At 57.4% G+C, this 17,501-nt stretch carries 17 protein-coding genes; 15 read left to right on the plus strand and 2 right to left on the minus strand.

Features of this window, described 5'->3' with window-relative positions; genetic code table 11:
- The first annotated feature begins 73 nt into the window (after nucleotides 1-73).
- Complete coding sequence (locus GJT30_16540) at nucleotides 74-1,402, plus strand: citrate (Si)-synthase (protein ID MSM41226.1); 1,329 nt, start codon at nucleotides 74-76, stop codon at nucleotides 1,400-1,402.
- Nucleotides 1,403-1,513: 111 nt separating this feature from the next.
- Here the strand turns inward: GJT30_16540 and amrA are convergent, their stop codons facing one another.
- Nucleotides 1,514-2,059: an AmmeMemoRadiSam system protein A gene (amrA, locus tag GJT30_16545; GenBank protein ID MSM41227.1), complete on the minus strand. Its 546-nt coding sequence runs from the start codon at nucleotides 2,057-2,059 to the stop codon at nucleotides 1,514-1,516.
- Between the two features lie 93 nt (nucleotides 2,060-2,152).
- Here amrA and GJT30_16550 point away from each other — a divergent pair, with 93 nt between their 5' ends.
- From GJT30_16550 to rlmN, 4 genes are all read left to right on the plus strand, one after another.
- Nucleotides 2,153-3,580, plus strand: a complete 1,428-nt coding sequence (locus GJT30_16550; protein MSM41228.1) for an aldehyde dehydrogenase family protein — start codon at nucleotides 2,153-2,155, stop codon at nucleotides 3,578-3,580.
- Between the two features lie 227 nt (nucleotides 3,581-3,807).
- Entirely contained in the window at nucleotides 3,808-4,002 is a 195-nt protein-coding gene (locus GJT30_16555; GenBank protein MSM41229.1) for a hypothetical protein, read from the plus strand.
- A gap of 153 nt (nucleotides 4,003-4,155) precedes the next feature.
- Nucleotides 4,156-4,569, plus strand: coding sequence for a nucleoside-diphosphate kinase (locus GJT30_16560; GenBank protein MSM41230.1), 414 nt, complete (start codon nucleotides 4,156-4,158; stop codon nucleotides 4,567-4,569).
- A 69-nt stretch (nucleotides 4,570-4,638) separates the two neighbouring features.
- Nucleotides 4,639-5,664, plus strand: a complete 1,026-nt coding sequence (gene rlmN / locus GJT30_16565; GenBank protein ID MSM41231.1) for a 23S rRNA (adenine(2503)-C(2))-methyltransferase RlmN — start codon at nucleotides 4,639-4,641, stop codon at nucleotides 5,662-5,664.
- An 84-nt stretch (nucleotides 5,665-5,748) separates the two neighbouring features.
- Here rlmN and GJT30_16570 read toward each other — a convergent pair whose 3' ends face one another.
- Nucleotides 5,749-6,339, minus strand: coding sequence for a protein yceI precursor (locus GJT30_16570; protein ID MSM41232.1), 591 nt, complete (start codon nucleotides 6,337-6,339; stop codon nucleotides 5,749-5,751).
- Nucleotides 6,340-6,616: 277 nt separating this feature from the next.
- Between GJT30_16570 and GJT30_16575 the strand changes: the two genes are divergently transcribed.
- The 10 genes from GJT30_16575 (at nucleotide 6,617) to GJT30_16620 (ending at nucleotide 17,460) form a co-directional block, all read left to right on the plus strand.
- Nucleotides 6,617-7,513, plus strand: coding sequence for an HD domain-containing protein (locus GJT30_16575; GenBank protein ID MSM41233.1), 897 nt, complete (start codon nucleotides 6,617-6,619; stop codon nucleotides 7,511-7,513).
- Nucleotides 7,514-7,726: 213 nt separating this feature from the next.
- Nucleotides 7,727-9,205 (plus strand): lysine--tRNA ligase, encoded by a 1,479-nt coding sequence (lysS, locus tag GJT30_16580; GenBank protein MSM41234.1) that lies wholly within the window; start codon nucleotides 7,727-7,729, stop codon nucleotides 9,203-9,205.
- Nucleotides 9,205-10,479, plus strand: coding sequence for a lipoprotein-releasing ABC transporter permease subunit (locus GJT30_16585; protein MSM41235.1), 1,275 nt, complete (start codon nucleotides 9,205-9,207; stop codon nucleotides 10,477-10,479). Before lysS ends, GJT30_16585 begins: the two co-directional genes overlap by 1 nt.
- Nucleotides 10,472-11,149, plus strand: a complete 678-nt coding sequence (locus GJT30_16590; GenBank protein MSM41236.1) for an ATP-binding cassette domain-containing protein — start codon at nucleotides 10,472-10,474, stop codon at nucleotides 11,147-11,149. Before GJT30_16585 ends, GJT30_16590 begins: the two co-directional genes overlap by 8 nt.
- Before the next feature lie 80 nt (nucleotides 11,150-11,229).
- Nucleotides 11,230-13,494, plus strand: a complete 2,265-nt coding sequence (bamA, locus tag GJT30_16595) for an outer membrane protein assembly factor BamA (protein MSM41237.1) — start codon at nucleotides 11,230-11,232, stop codon at nucleotides 13,492-13,494.
- Between the two features lie 26 nt (nucleotides 13,495-13,520).
- Nucleotides 13,521-14,051, plus strand: a complete 531-nt coding sequence (locus GJT30_16600) for an OmpH family outer membrane protein (GenBank protein ID MSM41238.1) — start codon at nucleotides 13,521-13,523, stop codon at nucleotides 14,049-14,051.
- A gap of 78 nt (nucleotides 14,052-14,129) precedes the next feature.
- A complete protein-coding gene (gene lpxD, locus GJT30_16605; GenBank protein ID MSM41239.1) occupies nucleotides 14,130-15,167 on the plus strand; it encodes a UDP-3-O-(3-hydroxymyristoyl)glucosamine N-acyltransferase in 1,038 nt (345 codons plus the stop codon).
- Between the two features lie 73 nt (nucleotides 15,168-15,240).
- Entirely contained in the window at nucleotides 15,241-15,687 is a 447-nt protein-coding gene (gene fabZ / locus GJT30_16610) for a 3-hydroxyacyl-ACP dehydratase FabZ (GenBank protein ID MSM41240.1), read from the plus strand.
- Between the two features lie 55 nt (nucleotides 15,688-15,742).
- Nucleotides 15,743-16,525 (plus strand): acyl-ACP--UDP-N-acetylglucosamine O-acyltransferase, encoded by a 783-nt coding sequence (lpxA, locus tag GJT30_16615; protein ID MSM41241.1) that lies wholly within the window; start codon nucleotides 15,743-15,745, stop codon nucleotides 16,523-16,525.
- Complete coding sequence (locus tag GJT30_16620; GenBank protein ID MSM41242.1) at nucleotides 16,522-17,460, plus strand: gfo/Idh/MocA family oxidoreductase; 939 nt, start codon at nucleotides 16,522-16,524, stop codon at nucleotides 17,458-17,460. Before lpxA ends, GJT30_16620 begins: the two co-directional genes overlap by 4 nt.
- Nucleotides 17,461-17,501: the final 41 nt, after the last annotated feature.

Below are 17,501 nucleotides of genomic sequence, written 5' to 3' on the forward strand. Positions count from 1 at the left end.
TAGGTTTTTCTGGTTTGCAATGAAGGCTCATTTTCATCCAAAAACCCCAACAGACGAAAGGAGAGCTAGCAACATGGCACTGAAGGACACTCTTAAACAGAAAATCGAAGAATTCCGCCCTCGCACCACCAAACTCGTGAAAGAGTTCGGCAAGGTCATCATCGACCAGGTAACCATCGATCAGGCAATCGGTGGTGCCCGTGATATCCGCAGCTTGGTAACCGATATTTCTTATCTTGACCCGCAGGAAGGTATCCGTTTCCGCGGCAAGACTATCCCCGAGACCTTCGCAGCTCTCCCCAAGGCCCCCGGCTCTGACTATCCGACCGTTGAATCCTTCTGGTACTTCCTCCTCACCGGCGAAGTCCCGACCCAGGCTCAGGTCGACGAAGTAGTTGCAGAATTCAAAGTTCGCCAGGTTGTTCCCCAGTACGTTTTCGACGCAATCCGCGCTCTGCCGAAAGAGAGCCATCCGATGGTCATGCTGTCGGTCGGTATTCTCGCAATGCAGAAAGACTCCAAGTTCGCCGGCTTCTACAGCTCGGGCAAATTCAACAAGATGACCGCCTGGGAATACGTATACGAAGATGCCAGCGACCTCGTAGCCCGTATCGCCCCCATCGCCGCTTTCATTTACAACCTGAAGTATCGTGGCGACAAGCAGATTGCTATCGATCCGAAACTCGACATGGGCGCCAACTTCGCCCAGATGATCGGCCAGAGCGAGCAGTACAAAGACGTAGCCCGTATGTACTTCATCCTCCACTCCGACCATGAGTCCGGCAACGTCTCCGCTCACACTACGCACCTGGTTCACTCTGCCCTGTCCGACCCGTACTACTCATACTGCGCCGGTCTGTGCGGCCTTGCCGGTCCTCTGCACGGCCTTGCCAACCAGGAAGTTCTCGACTGGACCATCAAGTTCCAGGAAAAATACTGCAAAGACGTCGAGCCGACCAAAGAACTCGTTACCAAGGCACTCTGGGATACCCTCAATGCCGGTCAGGTTGTTCCGGGTTACGGCCACGCCGTTCTCCGCAAGACCGACCCGCGCTACATGTCACAGCGTGAATTCTGCCTCAAGACCCCCGGTCTCAAGGACGATCCGCTGTTCAAACTGGTAGCCATGATCTTCGAAACCGCTCCTGGCGTGCTCACCGAGCACGGCAAAGCCAAGAACCCCTGGCCGAACGTTGACGCACAGTCCGGCGTTATCCAGTGGTACTACGGCCTGCGTGAGTGGGATTACTACACCGTTCTGTTCGGCGTTGGCCGCGCCCTTGGCTGCATGGCCAACATCACGTGGGACCGCGGTCTCGGTTACGCCATCGAGCGTCCCAAGTCCGTTACCACCGCGATGCTGGAGAAGTGGGCTGCAGAAGGCGGCCGCAAGCTCTCCTAAGCCGTCGAGATGTTGCATGAATGAGAAAAGGGGAGGTGCTGCGGCACCTCCCCTTTTTGCTGATGGGATGAAAATTATTGAACCCTGATCACGGCAGGGCCGTGGGAACAGCTACTCGCCGAAGACCTGGGCCGAGAAGATGTAGATGTCCGTGTTCTCTTTCCAGTCATCGCGCCCCATCCCTGCCTTGAGAGCAGTCTGCTGGAGGAAGGCGTCCCGATCCCAGCCGTATTCGGTTGCCACCTGTGGCAGGAGCACACCACGGTGGAAGTTGCGTTCGAGGTAGATGCCATGGGTTCCGACTTCGATTTCCTCAATGTCGGTGATCTTCTGCAGAGGGGAAAGCACCGAAATCTCAACCGTGAAATCGGATAGGTCCTGCTTTTTCATCGGGTAGAAACGAGGGTCTTTGGTTGCTGCTGCGACAGCCATTTCCTGAACCAGCTGTATCAAAGGCTTGTCGGAGATGAAGTTGCCGATACAGCCCCGAAGCTTGCCGTTCATTTTGATGCTGACGAAGCAGCCCTGGTGGGATTGTAGATTCTCTGCCGCAACCTCGCGAGTTTGCACTGAACCCGAGGTTATAAATGAGACGATCGCTTCCCTGGCAGTTTCCAGAAGCTGTCGTTTTTCTGCCTGTGTCAGTTGATTCAGCATGTTGTACCTCCGCAGATGGTTGCTAAGGGTGTGTTAATGTACTATATTGGGAGGACCTTTGACAAGTGATACCTTATGGGATGGGAGGTCGTCATGATTAGACGATTTAAAGTACTGGTGGGCGGTGAGTGGCTGGGAGACGACTGCCGTGGAATCGAAGTGCTGAACCCCTATGACGACTCGGTGATCGGTATCGTTCCCGAGGCTGCGCCGGATGATGTGGAGCGGGCAATCATTGCTGCACGGGTCGGTTATCAAGGTATGGCCCAGTTACCTGCTTATAAAAGATCTGAAATCCTGGCTCGTACAGCTTCGTTCATAGCACGCGACCGAGAGGAAATTGCTGCCATCATCGCCCAGGAAGCCGGGAAATCCTGGCGATACGCCCTCGCGGAGGCGGACCGGAGCGCCGAGACCTTTTCCTTTGCTGCCCATGAAGCGAAAAACGCCCATGGCGAACTGGTCCCCATGGATGCCTCTCCGGTTTCCGCTGGTAGGTTCGGGTATTACCTCCGTGAGCCGATCGGCGTTATCGGCGCCATTACCCCCTTCAATTTCCCGTTGAACCTGGTCGCGCACAAGGTCGCCCCGGCTCTGGCAGCGGGGAATGCCATTATCCTCAAGCCTGCGACCAAGACGCCTCTCTCCTCGATCAAGCTGGCACAACTTCTTGAAGAGGCCGGTCTTCCAGCCGGCGGAATCAACCTGGTTATCGGTAGTGGGTCCACTGTGGGAAACCGGCTGGTCGAGGACGAACGGCTCGCCATGATCACCTTCACCGGCAGTCCGCCGGTGGGGCGTGCCATAAAATCCCGCGCAGGTTTGAAGCGGGTTACTCTGGAACTCGGTTCCAACTCCCCGACCATCATCGAAGAGGATGGCGATGTGGAAAAGGCGGTCTCTCGCTGCGTTGTGGGGAGTTTTGCCAATTCAGGACAGGTCTGCATCTCTGTGCAGAGGATCTTCGTTCATCAGAGCCGATATGATGAATTCGTTGCCAAGTTTGTCGCTGCAACGAACATGCTGAAGGTCGGGAACCCGATGGACAAGGAGTGCGATATAGGCCCGATGATCTCCCGTGAAGAGCTCGACAGGTCGGTCGCATGGCTTGAAGAAGCCAAGGCGGCCGGAGCCCGCATCGCAGCGGGAGGGAAGGTACATGGAAATTGTCTTGAACCGACCATTCTGGTCGACGTCACCCCGGAAATGAAGGTAATGTGTTCGGAGGTCTTTGCGCCCATCGTTTCGGTTGTCGCTTATCGCGATTTCGATCAGGCCCTGGCCCTGGCCGATGATTCGGTTTACGGGCTGCAGGCCGGCATCTATACCAGCGATATCAGCAAGGCGTTCAAGGCCATTCGTCGGCTTGACGTGGGGGGAGTGATCATCAACGACGTTCCAACCTTCCGGGTTGATCACATGCCGTACGGAGGCAATAAGGAAAGCGGGCTTGGCCGCGAGGGGATAAAGTTTGCCCTTGAGGAGATGACCAATATTAAGATGGTCTGCATTAACGTTTAATGAGAAATGATTTTCCAGTTTGCGTTGTTTGGATGAATATTTTTTTAGCTGTATGCCGTATACACTTTGTAACTCATTGAAATAGCAATATGAAAAAATAAAAACACCTTATAAAAAAGTCTTGACATTTGTGGCGAAGATAGTATATTTCGCTGTCGTTGAGCTTAGAAAAGCCATGCGCTGTGCGCGAGAATGGTATTCAAAAAAGAAAAGAGGTGAAAACGTCCATGAAAAAAATGATCTCCCTTGCACTTTGCCTTTCTCTGGCTCTGGCGTTCACCGCCGGCTGCAAGAAGAAGGAAGAAGCTCCGGCTCCGGCACCTGCTCCTGCTGCTGAGGCTCCGAAGGCCCCTGAGGCCCAGAAGCCGATGTCTTCTGCTCAGGCTCCGGCCGCTCCGGCTGCTCCGGCCGAGAAGCACTAAGCATCAGGTTTCCGTTTTTTGGGAACACAATGGCCTGCAGGTATCCTCTGCAGGCCATTTCTTTTGCCAGAAACACCTTGACATGCACTTTTCAAGAGTGCTATAAAAAACGACTCCGTGCAAAGGCCGGAGAGTTTTTCCGAGGGAGGCACCATGGAAAGGACATTCGCAATAATCAAGCCCGACGCGGTTGAGCGCAACCTCGCCGGCAAGATCCTCACCAAGATCGAAGAGGCCGGTTTCAGGATTGTCGGCTTGAAGAAGATCCATCTCAGCAAGGCACAGGCAGAAGGGTTCTATTATGTGCACAAAGAGCGGCCGTTTTTCGGCGATCTCTGTACCTTCATGTCGCGAAGTCCCGTGATGGTCATGGTACTCGAAAAAGAGAATGCCATTGCCGCCTGGCGGACCCTCATGGGCGCCACCAATCCTGCCAACGCAGAGCCTGGAACCATTCGCAAGGAATTTGCCAAAAATATCGAAGAAAACTCGGCGCACGGTTCCGATGCCCCTGAAACGGCGGCATTTGAAATCCCCTATTTCTTCAGTGCACTGGAACTGGTCTGAGGCACTTTTCGGAACAGCTCGCAACAACAAGCCCTCTGACTCCAGAGGGCTTTTTTTATAGGTATGGCTATGCCGGATAAGATCGACATAAAAAATTACTCCCTTGACGAACTGGAGCAGCTGCTTGCCGGCAGGGGGAAGGAGAGATTCCGGGCGACACAGATTTTCAAGTGGCTCTATCAGCGGGATGCCCTCTCCTTCGCCGATATGACCAATCTCTCCCGTGAGTTGCGCCAGGAACTGGACGAAACTGCCTTTGTCAGCAACCTGACACCCTCGGCAGTGGAGGTGGGGAACGACGGCACGCGAAAATACCTGTTCGACCTGGAGGATGGCAATGCCGTTGAATCGGTTCTCATTCCGGACGAGGGACGAAACACCCTTTGTATATCATCCCAGGCAGGATGCGCCATGGCGTGCAAATTCTGTCTCACCGGCACGTTCAAGCTGACGCGGAACCTCACCACTGCCGAGATCATCAATCAGGTCTGCGCGGTGCGACGTGACGCGGAAATACGCAATATCGTCTTTATGGGGATGGGTGAGCCGTTACATAACCTGGATAACGTGATCAGAGCTGTCCGAATACTCGTCGACGGGAATGGGCTCCAGTTTTCCAACCGGCGGGTGACCGTTTCTACCTGTGGCCTGGTGCCAGAGATGGTGGTTCTCGGCCGAGAGGTCATCGTCAATCTTGCCGTATCCCTGAATGCCACCACCGATGCGCAGCGCGACCAGTTGATGCCGATCAACCACAGATATCCTTTGGCCGCCCTCATGCAGGCCTGTCGCGAATTTCCGCTGCCCTCGCGCCGGAAGATCACCTTCGAATACGTGATGATCGGCGGGCTCAACGATTCGCTGGAGGATGCGCGGCGGCTTCTGAGGTTGATTGCCGATATCCCGCACAAGGTGAACCTCATCCCGTTCAACGAGCATGAGGGGTGCGCTTTCAAGACGCCGACCCGGGCAGCGATCGACGCGTTTCACCGGTACCTCATCGACCGCAATGTTACGGTTATCACCCGGGAGAGTCGGGGAGGGGATATCTCTGCTGCCTGCGGACAGTTGAAGGGCAAGCTGAGAGGAGTTTGAACCGGCAGTCTGTGATGATTTGCGTAGGCAATAAGAAAACCCGCCAGGAGTGACCGGCGGGTTTTCTTATTGCGGAATCGGCCGTTATTTGCGGATCATCTCGACTTCCAGGCTGATGGTCACCTCATCGCCGACCACCACGCCGCCGGTTTCCATGGCCTTGTTCCAGGCGAGACCGAAGTCTTTCCTGTTGATCCTGGTGGTTGCCGAAGCGCCACGCCGGAAATTGCCCCATGGATCTTTCACCTCTGCGGTTGGACCCTCTACATCGAGAACGACCTCTCTGGTAATGCCTCGGATGGTGAGATCGCCGGTGAGGGCAAGGGTATTTGCACCTGTCCGGTGCACCTTTCTGGAGCTGAAGGTCATCTGGGGATACTTGGCGACATCAAAAAAATCCGCACTTCGCAGGTGCTCGTCGCGCTTGGTCACTCCGGTGTTGATCGAGGCGGTTTCGATGGATACGGAGGTTTTGGATTTTGCGATATCCTGATCGTTCAGGTCAATAGTTCCGCTCACCTTGCCGAAAACGCCCTTGACATTTGACACCATGAGATGGCGCACCTTGAACTGGATGCTCGAATGGTCCGGGTCAATGGCGTAGGTTGCTGAAAAACTAGCAGCTGGCGTAATGGCGAGTGCGACGACGATAAGCAACAGAATGAACCTGTTCATGCTGTATCCCTCCTCTGTTCCGGTTTTGGGGCATACGTTTCCCGTTTCTTTTTGCTGCACCGTCATGACCGACCTGGCCGGGTCTCGTCTCCCCTGCTTGGACTCTGCAGGTAATCAGCTGCAGACTGCATAATAGTACATTTTGCATGCGGTGCGACAGGTGTCAACCTGCAGGGTAAAGTGTCACTGTTTTGACGTGCAGTTGCCGGAATTTGCTACTAAAGTTCTGTTTGAGGGCGACGATAAGTGGCCTATAGAGACATGCAAGGAGACGAATATGCGGTACAAAATACTTGCTGACCACTTTACCACCAATTGCATGGCAGTGCTGACCGTCGGGGGGTGTCTCCTCTGGCTCTGCCTGTCGGGCTATGTTGGCGGGGCGCGGCTGGAACTGGCCGGGGTCATCGCGGTTTCCATGCTCTTGATGTATTATCTGCTCGGGTACATGGAACGGACGGCACGGCTCCGGCAGATGAAGCGGAACTGGGAAATGGCCGGCGAAAAGGTACAGCTGATGGAAAGCATCAACCGACTGGAAGAGGGGCATCTGGCGACAATCCAGACCATTGCCGCTGCCCTTGATGCCAACGATACCTATGCAAATGGCCATGCCGACAGGGTTGCCGGTTTTGCCGTGAAGATCGGCAAGGCCATGGGGCTCTGTCAGGATGAACTCGACGCGCTTGAGCGGGCAGCGCTTTTGCACGACATCGGTAGAATTTTTGTGCAGGATCATATCTGGCGGAAGGAAGGGCCGCTCACCGCCGAGGAGCAGGCGCAGATCCGTCAATATCCCGTCCTCGGGGCCGAGATTATCGACTCCATCAAGCCTCTCAAGCTTGAGGCGCAGGCGGTTCTGCATCATCACGAACGCTTTGACGGCTCCGGGTATCCCTACGGGCTGAAGGGGTTGGCAATTCCGCTGGAAGCCCGTATCCTGGCCGTTGCGGACGCCTTTGACGCGATGACATCCGAACGGCCCTTCCGGAGCGCCCTCCTGATGCGAGAGGCCCTGGAAGAGCTCTATTCCAACGCCGGCAATCAGTTCGACCCGCGGGTGGTGGAGGCATTCCTTACGGTTCTTGATGATATCTCGCGTGAGACTGAGGTCATGAGCTTCTCCCAGAAGCGTTTTGGCGCCCGGCTCTACAGCATGGTTGGGAACTGTTGACGTAAGAGGACCCGGTTGGAAAGGCAGATGGCGGGGTGGTCACGAACCACCCCGTTTTTTTGTTTCCCGAACCCTGCCACATCCCCTTCAGCCCCCTGCCAGAGCGGGCTTTCGCCCCCCTTTTTACTTGACATAACAGGATGATATGGTCTATGTTGCCAGTTTGTTGAAGCGGGCGGGAAGCGACTTCCCGCAACTTGGCGAGGAGTGCACATGGAAGAGTTAAGTGAGCTGTTGCTGCAGAGGAGACGCAAGGTTGATGCACTCTGGGAGGCCGGGATCAATCCCTATCCCAACGACTTCAAGGCGGCCCATACGTCTGCCGACCTGTTTGCCACATTTGGCGCCGTGCAGGAGATCCCGGAGCAGGCAGCCACCTTTATCATAGCTGGACGGATCATTGCCCGTCGTTCCTTTGGCAAGGCCGCATTTATCCAGGTTCAGGACCGCAAGGGGCGGATGCAGCTCTACGTCCGCAAGGACACCCTGGGGGATGAGGCCTTTGCCACGTTCGACTCGTTCGATATTGGCGATATCGTCGGCGCCTCGGGGTGGCCGTTCAGGACCAAGACCGGCGAGCTGTCGCTCCATGTCACCGAGATCAGGCTGCTGACCAAATCCTTTCTCCCCCTTCCCGAAAAATTCCATGGCCTCACTGATGTCGAGACGCGCTATCGGCAGCGGTATGTCGATCTGATCGTCAATCCGGAGGTGCGGGATGTCTTTGTCAAGCGTTCCCGCATTATCAACCTGATCCGTGAATTCATGGTGGGGCATGATTTCCTTGAGGTCGAGACTCCCATGATGCAACCGATTCCCGGTGGTGCCACGGCTCGTCCCTTTGTCACGCATCACAACGCACTGGACATGCAGCTCTATCTGCGCATTGCTCCCGAGCTGTATCTCAAGCGGCTGCTGGTAGGTGGTTTTGATCGGGTTTTCGAGATCAATCGCAATTTCCGCAACGAAGGGATCTCCATCAGGCACAACCCCGAATTCACCATGATGGAGTTCTACCGCGCCTATGCGACCTTCGAGGATCTGATGGACTTTACCGAGGATCTCCTCTGCCATGTGGCGCAGGAGCTTCTGGGCTCGCTGGATTTGGCATATCAGGGGCAGACCATCAGCTTTGCGCGCCCCTGGAAGCGGCTGACAGTGCAGGAGGCGATCCTGGAGTATGGCGACATCGACGCCAAGGCGCTGCAGGACAGGGATCTCGCCTATGCCTATGCCCAGAGCATCGGGCTCGATCTGCCCGAGGATATCGGTTATGGCAAGCTCGTCACCGAGATATTCGAGGAGGTGGCCGAGACGAAACTGATCCAGCCGACCTTCATCACCGCCTATCCCACCGAGGTGTCGCCTCTGTCCCGCAAGAGCGACCTCGATCCCGAAATTGTAGACCGTTTTGAGCTCTTCATTGCCGGACGTGAGCTTGCCAATGCCTTTTCCGAATTGAACGATCCCGTTGACCAGAAGGAGCGGTTCCTGGCCCAGGTCGCGGCCAAGGACAAGGGGGACGAGGAAGCGCACTACATGGATGAAGATTACATCAGGGCTCTTGAATACGGGATGCCGCCGGCTGCCGGCGAAGGGATCGGCATCGACCGCCTGGTCATGCTGTTCACAGATTCCCCGTCCATCCGGGATGTCATCCTCTTTCCCCAGTTGAGGAAAGAAACCCGCTGATGCCCTACGAACTCCTTATTGGCCTTCGCTATCTGAAGGCAAAGCGGAAGTCCACTTTCATTTCCATCATCACGGTGATCTCCGTCAGTGGTGTGGCGCTCGGGGTACTGGCCCTGATCGTGGTGCTGGCGGTGATGACCGGTTTCGAGGAAGACCTCAAGAACAAGATCATGGGGACCAATGCCCATGTGGTGGTCCTGGGGGGGAGCGACGGCATTGCCGACTACCCTTCCCTGATGGCACGGCTGAAAAAGTTCGACGGAGTGCTGGCGACAACGCCGTTCATCTACAACCAGGTCATGCTTACAACGGGGAAGAACGTCTCCGGCGTGGTACTGCGGGGGATCGACCCGGCAACCGACCGGCAGGTCACCAACCTGTCCAAGGCGATGGTCGACGGGAATCTCGAAGATCTTGAGCGGATCACCGCCAAACCCCTGGCTGGCAGCGAGCCGCCGTCGCCCGGCATCGTCATCGGCCGCGAGCTGGCGAGAAACCTGAACCTGTTCGTGGGGGACACCGTCAATGTGGTCTCTCCCATGGGGAACATCACTCCGCTGGGGATGATCCCCAAGATGAAGAAGTTCCGGGTAGTGGGTCTGTTCAATACCGGCATGTTCGAGTACGATACGACCCTGGCCTATGTAGACCTTCGCGAGGCCCAGAGTTTCCTTGGCATGGGGGATAGCGTCACCGGCGTCCAGCTCAAGGTCAGCGACGTCTACCAGACCGGTGCGCTGGTACGGCGGATCAACCGCGAATTGGGCGCTCCCTTCTACGCCAGGGACTGGATGCAGATGAACAAGAATATCCTCTTTGCCCTCAAGACGGAGAAGATGGTCATGTTCATCATCCTGACCCTGATCGTGCTGGTTGCCGCCTTTGGCATCGCCTCCACACTCTTTATGGTGGTGATGGAGAAGAACAAGGACATCGCCATACTCAAGTCCATGGGGGCAACCGGCCGGAGCATCATGAAGATCTTCGTCCTGGAAGGTCTCATCATCGGCATTACCGGCACAGCCATCGGCATAGCCGGAGGGCTCCTGGTCGCACTCAACCTGGAGCCGATCGTCAATATGGTTCAGCGCGTCACCGGTTTCGAGCTGTTCAGCAAGGATGTCTATTACCTGGACCACTTCCCATCACAGGTGGTGCCGGGGGATGTTGTCCTGATCGCCGTGACGGCAGTGCTCATCTCGTTCGTCGCCACGCTCTATCCTTCGTGGCAGGCGTCACGGATGGCCCCTGCCGAGGCTCTGAGATATGAATAGCCTCCTGGCTGTGAGCGATCTCAATAAATCTTTCGGCTCGGGCGATGCCAAGATCGAGGTGCTGAAGGGGATCAACCTGCAGATCGCCGCAGGGGAGACCATTGCCCTGGTCGGGGCGTCCGGGGCGGGGAAGAGCACCCTGCTGCACATCCTCGGCACCCTTGACCGGCCAACGACAGGCCAGGTGCTGTTCCGGGGGGAGGATGTCTTCAGGCTGAACGACCAGGCACTGGCGACATTTCGCAACCAGGCCATCGGTTTCGTGTTCCAGTTTCATCACCTGTTGCCGGAATTCACCGCCCTGGAGAACGTCATGATGCCGCTGCTCATTGCCGGCACTGACCGCGGCACGGCGCGTGAGAAGGCATCCGGCCTGCTCGGTGATGTGGGGCTTGCCCACCGCCTTACCCACAAGCCGGGTGAGCTGTCGGGAGGAGAGCAGCAGCGTGTCGCCATTGCCCGAGCGCTGGTCGGCTCGCCGCAGGTGCTGCTGGCCGACGAGCCGACCGGGAACCTGGATATGAAGACCAGCGACGAAATTCACTCCCTGCTGTGCGACATTCATGCCGCCCGCGGGGTTACCCTGATCATCGTTACCCATAACGAGCGGCTTGCCGCCCGCCTGGGACGGACCATTAGAATGGTTGACGGCAGGATATCAGCGGAATGAGGGTCGCAACCATTAACGCGCAACGGAAACGGCATCTGGAGGTGGATTTGCTCAGCAGGCTTTGCATACTGGTGTGCTGGATGGTGCTGTTCCTGCCCACGTCGGGCTGGTCGGTCTCAGGGTCGGGAGAGCGGATCTCCGAAGTGGAGATCAGCGGAAATCGCAGGATCGAGACAGCTGCCATCAAGAGCGTCATTACGCTCAAGGCGGGGGATCTCCTCTTTGCCGACAAGGTTGATGCCGATGTCCGGGCGATCTTCAAACTGGGGCATTTCCAGGATGTGCAGGGAGAAACCGAGCCCGGTGCCAAGGGGCTCAAGCTGATCTACAAGGTTGTTGAGAAACCGGTTATCCGTGACATCAAGATCGAAGGGAACAAGGAGCTCTCCACCGAGAAGATCCGCGATGCCCTGGAGATCCGTAACAATGCCGTCTATTCGGCAAAGGATCTGGCCAAGACCATCCGCAAGATCAAGAAACTCTACGCCGACGAGGGGTATTTCCTGGCAGAGGTGGAAGGGAAGACCGAACAGAGTTCGCCGACCGAGCTCCGCGTCGTTCTGAAGATCACCGAAGGCAGGAAGGTCCTGATCCAGGAGGTCCGCTTCGAAGGGAACACGGCATTCACGCGGCGCAAGCTCAAGGGGCTCATGGAGACCACCGAGGACTGGTGGATGGCCTGGCTGACCGGCGCCGGCGTCTACAAGGAAGAGGTGCTGAAAAACGACCTCACCCTTATCGCGGATCACTACTTCAACAATGGCTATGTAAACGTCAAGGTTGCCGAGCCGAAGGTGGAGTTGCTTCCCAGCAAGAAAGGGCTGATTGTCACCATCGGGATCACCGAGGGGGATCAGTACCGCGTCGGGCAGATCGATTTCAAGGGGGACCTGCTGGAAAAGGGGGAGGAGTACGCGAAGAAGCTCAAACTGAAGACCGGCGAAGTCTTCAGCCGGGGCACGCTGCGGGCCGATGTCTTCGGTCTGACCGATCTCTATGCCGACCAGGGGTATGCCTTTGCCAACGTGAACCCTCTCACCAAGATCAATCACGAGCAGAAGATCATCGACATCACCTTTGACATGGAAAAAGGGGACAAGGTCTATATCGATCGGATCAATATCTCCGGGAACCCCAAGACCCGCGACAAGGTGGTGCGGCGTGAGATCAAGCTGTCCGAAGGTGATCTCTACAGCGCAACAGCGCTCAAAAAGACCAAGCAGTCGCTGATGAACCTCGGCTTTTTCGAGGAGGTGGCGCTCACCACCGAACAGGCGAGCGCCAGCAACCGTCTCAATCTCAAGGTGGACGTGAAGGAAAAACCGACCGGGACGTTCAGTATCGGTGCCGGTTACAGCTCCCTGGACGGTCTGATCGGCCAGGGATCGGTCCAGCAGGCCAACTTTCTCGGACTCGGCCTGAAGGCCCATGCCTCGGCTTCTCTGGGCGGGAAGTCCCAGACCTACAACATAGGGCTTACCGATCCCTACTTCCTTGATTCCCGCTGGACCGTGGGTGCCGACGTCTACCGGACGGAGCGGGAGTATCTCGACTATACCCGGCGGGCCACCGGTGGCGATATCAAGGCGGGCTATCCGCTCTCCGATACCGTGAGCACCTTCTGGGTCTATCGCTACGAAGAAAAGGAAATCTACGACGTTTCCCAGGCGTTTCTGACCAGCGGCGAATTCTTCGAGGCGAGCTCCACCACCAGCGCCATTACCGCAAGCCTGTCGCGGAACACCACCGATTACCGGCTCGATCCCACCACCGGCATGATCAACAACCTCTCCCTGGAGTTTGCCGGTCTGGGCGGCACCAACCGCTATCTCCGCTATATCGGTTCCACCACCCAGTTTTTCCCGGCCGGCTTTGCCGGAGGGGTCTTTTCCCTGCGCGGGGAACTGGGCTATATCCAGGAGCTCGGCAAGGAACTCCCCATTGACGAGAAATTCTACCTGGGGGGGATCAACACCCTGCGGGGCTACGATGGCAGGACCGTCAGCCCGTATATCATTTCCGACGTTCCCAACAGCGTCAACGGTACGGCCCCCAATACCCGAGCATACATCGGCGGCACTACCGAGGCGATCTTCAACGCCGAATTCACCATGCCGCTCATCAAGGATGCCGGACTCAAGGGGGTGCTGTTTTTCGATGCCGGTAATTCTTACGATAGTGCCAGTCGGCTCTTTTCCACCCTGCAGACCAGCTACGGCTTCGGCATCCGCTGGTTTTCCCCGATCGGGCCGCTGCGGCTCGAATACGGTATCCCGATCAACCCTCGCGCCGGTATTGACGACAAGGGGGGCAGGCTGGAGTTTTCCATCGGCAGCTTTTTCTAATCTCAGTCAGGACAAAGGAGAGACAGATGAAAAAAGGAATGTTCAGTACGGTTGTGTTATCGCTGTGCATGCTCGTTGCCTCGGTCGTGGTTGCCGGGGCTGAAGGGGTCAAGCTGGGGGCAGTCGACATCCAGAAGGTCCTGCATAACTCCGAGGCCGGCAAGACTGCCAAGGAGCAGCTGGCTGCCAAGATCGCCAAGTACGAGGCGGAAAAGAACTCCCGCGAGGACGACCTGAAAAAACTCAAGGCCGAGCTGGAAAAGCAGAACATCATCCTTAACGAGTCGGCCCGCAATGCCAAGGAGAAGGATTACCAGCAGAAACTCAAGGAATACCAGCGCTTCATCAAGGATGTGAACGACGAGCTGCAGGGGAAGGACGATGAACTGAAGAACAGGATCATCGACGACACCCTCAGGGTCACCCAGGAATACGGCCGCAAGAATGGCTACACCTTCATCTTCGTCAAGAGCGAGGTGATGATGTACATGGACGACAAGGTGGATGTGACCGAGGATATCATCAAGCTGATGAACAGCAAGAGCGACAAAAAGTAGCCGGCGCCTCGCAGCCGGTAGATTTCACACATTTTCCTTTTTTTGCTGAGCGTTTTCCGACTATAAGGAATGAGAGATATGACCAAGACACTTGCCGAACTCGCCCAATGCCTGGGTGGCAGGGTCGTCGGCGATCCCGAAGCCACCGTGCGGGGTCTGGGGACCCTGGACGATGCGGGGGAAGGGCAGATCACCTTCCTGGCCAATCCTCGATATGCGGGGAAGGTGGCCACCTGCCGGGCAACTGCGGTGGTGCTCCCTCCGGGGGCTGAGGGGTATGGCCGCAACGTGATCGAGGTTGCCAATCCCTATCTGGCGTTTGCCAAGCTGTTGCAGATCTTCCATGTCGAACCCCGCAAGGCGCTGGGGGTGATGGCAGGAGCCCATATAGGCGCTGACGTGCGACTCGGTGCCGAGGTGACCATACATCCCGGCGCCACGGTCATGGATGGGGCGACACTGGGTGACCGTGTGACCCTCTATCCCGGCGTGGTTCTCTACCCAGGGGTCGTGGTGGGTGACGACGTCACCCTGCATGCCAATGTGACGGTGCGCGAACGCTGCCGCATCGGCAACCGCGTCACCATCCATGGCGGCACCGTCATTGGCAGCGACGGCTTCGGCTATGCACCGGACGGCAGGGAGTGGTACAAGATCCCCCAGATCGGCATCGTTGTCATTGAGGACGATGTGGAGATCGGCGCTAACGTGGCCATTGACCGGGCAGCCCTCGAAGTGACCCGCATCGGACGAGGGACCAAGATCGACAATCTGGTGCAGATCGCCCACAACTGCATTATCGGCGAGAACTGCATGGTCATCTCCCAGGTGGGGATCTCCGGCAGCACCACGCTTGGCGATCATGTGACCCTTGCCGGGCAGGTGGGGGTCGCCGGACACCTGACCATCGGCGACAATGCCATGGTCGGCGCGAAATCGGGCATTCCGGGAAACCTTCCGGCTGGCAGCATGGTGAGCGGTCTTCCCGCCTTTGAACACCGTGACTGGCTCAAAGCGATGGCGGTGGTACCGCGTCTCCCCGAGCTGCGAAAGACCATTTCCTCTCTGGAAAAAAGGATTGCACAACTGGAAGAGTCCGTAAAACGCGAGGCATGAAGCAGCCCATGCCCCGACGTTTCGCCGGCCCTTGACCGTTTATGTTTCATTGACCGTTATCAGGAGGTAAGCCATGCTGCTTGACGTGAACCAGATCATGAAGATCCTGCCCCACCGCTACCCGTTCCTGCTGGTGGACCGCGTGGTCGAACACGAACCGGGACAGAAGATCGTGGGAATCAAGAATGTCACTATCAACGAGCCGTTTTTCCAGGGGCATTTCCCCGGTCATCCGGTCATGCCGGGTGTCCTGATTATCGAGGGAATGGCCCAGGTGGGGGGCATCCTCGCCTACCTCGCCTCCAGCGACGAGATCAAGAAAAAGGTCTGCTATTTTGCCTCCATCGACAATGCAAAATTCCGCAGGCCGGTGGTCCCCGGCGACCAGCTCCGCATCGAAATGACCGCCACTGCCTGCAAGCGCGGCATGTGGGTCTTTGCCGGCAAGGCGTATGTTGAAGACAAACTGGCAGCCGAGGCCGATCTCAAGGCCACCTTTGCCGACATGAACAGATCGTAATATCCATCCGACACAATCGGGAATGGTTTCAAGCGCCGTTCCGACAGGAGTTGACATGATACATCCAACAGCCATAGTCCATCCAGGTGCAGAACTGGCCGCAGATGTGGAGGTCGGGCCCTATGCCGTGATCGGCGAACATGTGAAGATCGGCCGGGGAACCAAGATCGGTGCCCATGCCGTCATCGACGGCTGGACCACCATTGGCGAAGAGAACCAGATCTTCCAGATGGCGGCCGTGGGCGCTGCCCCGCAGGACTTGAAATACAAGGGTGAAGAGACCCTGGTCATTATCGGAGACCGGAACGTCATCCGCGAATTTGCCACGATCCACCGTGGCACCATGAGTGGCCGCCGCCAGACCGTTGTGGGGAGCGGCAACATGCTCATGGCCTATTCCCATGTCGCCCATGACTGCATCCTCGGCGACGGCATTGTCATGGCAAACGCCACAGCCCTTGCCGGGCACGTGACCGTGGACAGTTTCGCCATTCTCGGCGGGTTGGTGGCGATCCATCAATTCGTGCGGATTGGCGGCTATGTCATGATCGGCGGCGGCACCATGGTGGGGCATGATATCCCGCCCTTTACCATCGCGGCCACCTGCGACAAACGCGACGCTTCCCTGCGCGGTCTGAACCTGATCGGACTCAAGCGGCGCGGTTTCAGCCCCGAGCTGATTACCGACCTGAAGCGGGCGTACCGGATCCTGGCCTTCTCCAAACTGAAGCTTCCCGAGGCGCTGGCAAAGATGAAGAGCGACCTGCGCCAGTCGCCGGAGCTCTCCTACTTCATCGAGTTCATCGAGAAGTCGGAGCGGGGGATCTGCCGGCCATGAGCAGGTTGCGGACGGCAGTCATAGGTGTCGGCTACCTGGGGAAATTTCATGCCGACAAGTACGCAGTGTGCGCGAACGCCGAGCTGGTTGCCGTGGTGGATGCCGATGCGGCGCGTGTCGCCGAGGTAGCCGGTTCGTTGTCGGCGCGTCCGGTGATCGATTACCGCGATCTGGACGGGCAGGTGGATGCGGTGAGCATTGTCGTGCCGACCCGGGCCCATTTCGAGGTGGCCGAGTTCTTCCTCTCCCGCGGCGTTCATGTTCTGCTGGAAAAGCCGATGACTGCGACCCTCGACGAGGCGCGGGCATTGAACCTTCTGGCACGCGAGAAGGGGCTGGTCCTGCAGGTAGGCCACCTGGAACGGTTCAACCCGGTCTACGCGGCACTCCGCAGCAATCTCTCCCGCCCCCGTTTCATCGAGGCGAGCCGGATCGGGCCGTTCAAGGCGAGAGGTACCGATGTCAGTATCATCCTCGACCTGATGATCCACGACCTGGACATCATCCTGTCGCTGGTCAGATCGCCGGTCTGCGAGGTCCGCGCCACAGGGGCGCCGGTCTACAGCGACCGGGTGGATATCGCCAATGCCCGCCTGGCATTCGAGAACGGCTGCGTTGCCAATGTGACCGCCAGCCGGATCAGTCTCAAGAGCGAGCGGCGCATGCGGATATACCAGGAAGATTCCTACCTGAACGTCGATTTCCAGGATCGCAGGATCGTCACCTTCCGCAAGGGGGAGGGGGAGCAGATGCCTGGCGTCCCCAATCTGGCCAAGGAAGAACAGACCTTTGCCCAGAGCGATCCGCTTCTCTCCGAGGTGACGGCCTTTCTCGATGCCGTGCAGAGCGGCAAGCCGCCGCAGGTAAGCGGCGAGGACGGCCAGTTGGCGCTGGAAGTCGCATTGATGATCGAAGAAGCAGTGAACAAGGGGTAGGGAGCAGGGCAGGCCGTGTCCCGTCCCTGAACCCTGATCCC

Origin of the sequence: Geobacter sp. (assembly GCA_009684525.1) — a bacterium.
Taxonomy (GTDB): domain Bacteria; phylum Desulfobacterota; class Desulfuromonadia; order Geobacterales; family DSM-12255; genus Geoanaerobacter.

Bases quoted from the DNA above. Each gene is read 5' to 3' on its own strand.
- GJT30_16575 (MSM41233.1), top strand. From the start codon at position 6,617: ATGCGGTACAAAATACTTGCTGACCACTTTACCACCAATTGCATGGCA.
- GJT30_16570 (MSM41232.1), bottom strand. From the start codon at position 6,339: ATGAACAGGTTCATTCTGTTGCTTATCGTCGTCGCACTCGCCATTACG.
- GJT30_16590 (MSM41236.1), top strand. From the start codon at position 10,472: ATGAATAGCCTCCTGGCTGTGAGCGATCTCAATAAATCTTTCGGCTCG.
- GJT30_16620 (MSM41242.1), top strand. From the start codon at position 16,522: ATGAGCAGGTTGCGGACGGCAGTCATAGGTGTCGGCTACCTGGGGAAA.
- rlmN (MSM41231.1), top strand. From the start codon at position 4,639: ATGCCGGATAAGATCGACATAAAAAATTACTCCCTTGACGAACTGGAG.
- lpxA (MSM41241.1), top strand. From the start codon at position 15,743: ATGATACATCCAACAGCCATAGTCCATCCAGGTGCAGAACTGGCCGCA.
- GJT30_16585 (MSM41235.1), top strand. From the start codon at position 9,205: ATGCCCTACGAACTCCTTATTGGCCTTCGCTATCTGAAGGCAAAGCGG.
- GJT30_16560 (MSM41230.1), top strand. From the start codon at position 4,156: ATGGAAAGGACATTCGCAATAATCAAGCCCGACGCGGTTGAGCGCAAC.
- GJT30_16555 (MSM41229.1), top strand. From the start codon at position 3,808: ATGAAAAAAATGATCTCCCTTGCACTTTGCCTTTCTCTGGCTCTGGCG.
- bamA (MSM41237.1), top strand. From the start codon at position 11,230: ATGGTGCTGTTCCTGCCCACGTCGGGCTGGTCGGTCTCAGGGTCGGGA.
- GJT30_16600 (MSM41238.1), top strand. From the start codon at position 13,521: ATGAAAAAAGGAATGTTCAGTACGGTTGTGTTATCGCTGTGCATGCTC.
- lpxD (MSM41239.1), top strand. From the start codon at position 14,130: ATGACCAAGACACTTGCCGAACTCGCCCAATGCCTGGGTGGCAGGGTC.
- fabZ (MSM41240.1), top strand. From the start codon at position 15,241: ATGCTGCTTGACGTGAACCAGATCATGAAGATCCTGCCCCACCGCTAC.
- lysS (MSM41234.1), top strand. From the start codon at position 7,727: ATGGAAGAGTTAAGTGAGCTGTTGCTGCAGAGGAGACGCAAGGTTGAT.
- amrA (MSM41227.1), bottom strand. From the start codon at position 2,059: ATGCTGAATCAACTGACACAGGCAGAAAAACGACAGCTTCTGGAAACT.
- GJT30_16550 (MSM41228.1), top strand. From the start codon at position 2,153: ATGATTAGACGATTTAAAGTACTGGTGGGCGGTGAGTGGCTGGGAGAC.
- GJT30_16540 (MSM41226.1), top strand. From the start codon at position 74: ATGGCACTGAAGGACACTCTTAAACAGAAAATCGAAGAATTCCGCCCT.